This window comes from Nocardia sp. NPDC058497, from assembly GCF_042720195.1.
In the GTDB taxonomy this organism is placed as follows: Bacteria; Actinomycetota; Actinomycetes; order Mycobacteriales; family Mycobacteriaceae; genus Nocardia.
In genome coordinates, this window is sequence record NZ_JBHXMY010001068.1 from 1 (window position 1) to 1017 (window position 1017).

The following is a 1017-nucleotide window of genomic DNA, read 5'->3' on the forward strand; positions in this document are numbered from 1 at the left end:
TGAGTAGCGGGGCAGAGTCCGCTGCGGCTGAACACCGTCACGTGGACACCTCACTGGGCCTGTGCCAGTGCGGTGGCGGACGCGGTGCCGCCGCGACCGATCACGACATGCTTTGTCATGCGAATTTCCTTTCCCAGCAATATGTTTCATGTTCTGCTCAGCGTTCTCGCCGGGCATACAGGCAACAATGCCGCGCGGATGGGGGCTAGACTAGTGGCCGGAATGCCAGCTATCCCAAGGATCAGGCCATGAAGACCGTCGCCGTCGTCGCCGTGCCCCCGGTGAAGTCGTTCGACCTGGCGATGCCGGGATCGCTCATGGAGTCGGTGCTGGTCGACGGCGAACCCGCCTACCGGGTGCTGGTGTGCACCGCCGAACCCGGTGTGGTGCCCGCGAATTCGGGTGGCTTCGATGTGGTGATCCCGCACGGGCTCGATGTGCTCGAGTCGGCCGACACCGTGATCGTGCCCAGCACCGGCAGCCGCACCGGCGCCGACCCGGTGATCCTGGCGGCCCTGCGCGCGGCGGTCGAACGCGGCACCCGGGTCACCTCGATCTGCAGCGGCGCGTTCGTCCTGGCCCAGGCCGCACTGCTCGACGGGCGGACCGCCACCACGCATTGGGGACTGGCCGACGAACTGGCACGCGCGCACCCGTCGGTCCGTGTCCGCACCGACGCGCTGTTCGTCGAGGACGGGCCGGTGACCACCTCGGCGGGCGCTGCCGCGGGAATCGACCTGTGCCTGCACCTGATTCGCGTCGACTACGGCGCCACCGTGGCCAATGAGGCGGCGCGGGCCGCCGTGGTCACGCCGGTGCGTCCCGGCGGGCAGGCCCAGTTCGTCGACACCGCGCTACCGCCCGACGACGACCTCTCACTCTCGGCCACCCGCGCCTGGGCACTGGCCCGGCTCGACACTCCCCTGTCGCTGCGGGAACTCGCTGAGCACGCCAGCACCAGCGTGCGCACGCTGACCCGGCGGTTCCACGAGGAGACCGGGCTCAGCCCGCAGAAAT

At 69.6% G+C, this 1017-nt stretch carries 1 protein-coding gene; it reads left to right on the top strand.

The window, feature by feature from the left end; translation table 11 throughout:
• Positions 1 to 248: 248 nt before the first annotated feature.
• Positions 249 to 1017: GlxA family transcriptional regulator (locus ACFWPJ_RS33760; RefSeq protein ID WP_378857704.1), on the top strand; the 769-nt coding region annotated here is incomplete at its 3' end.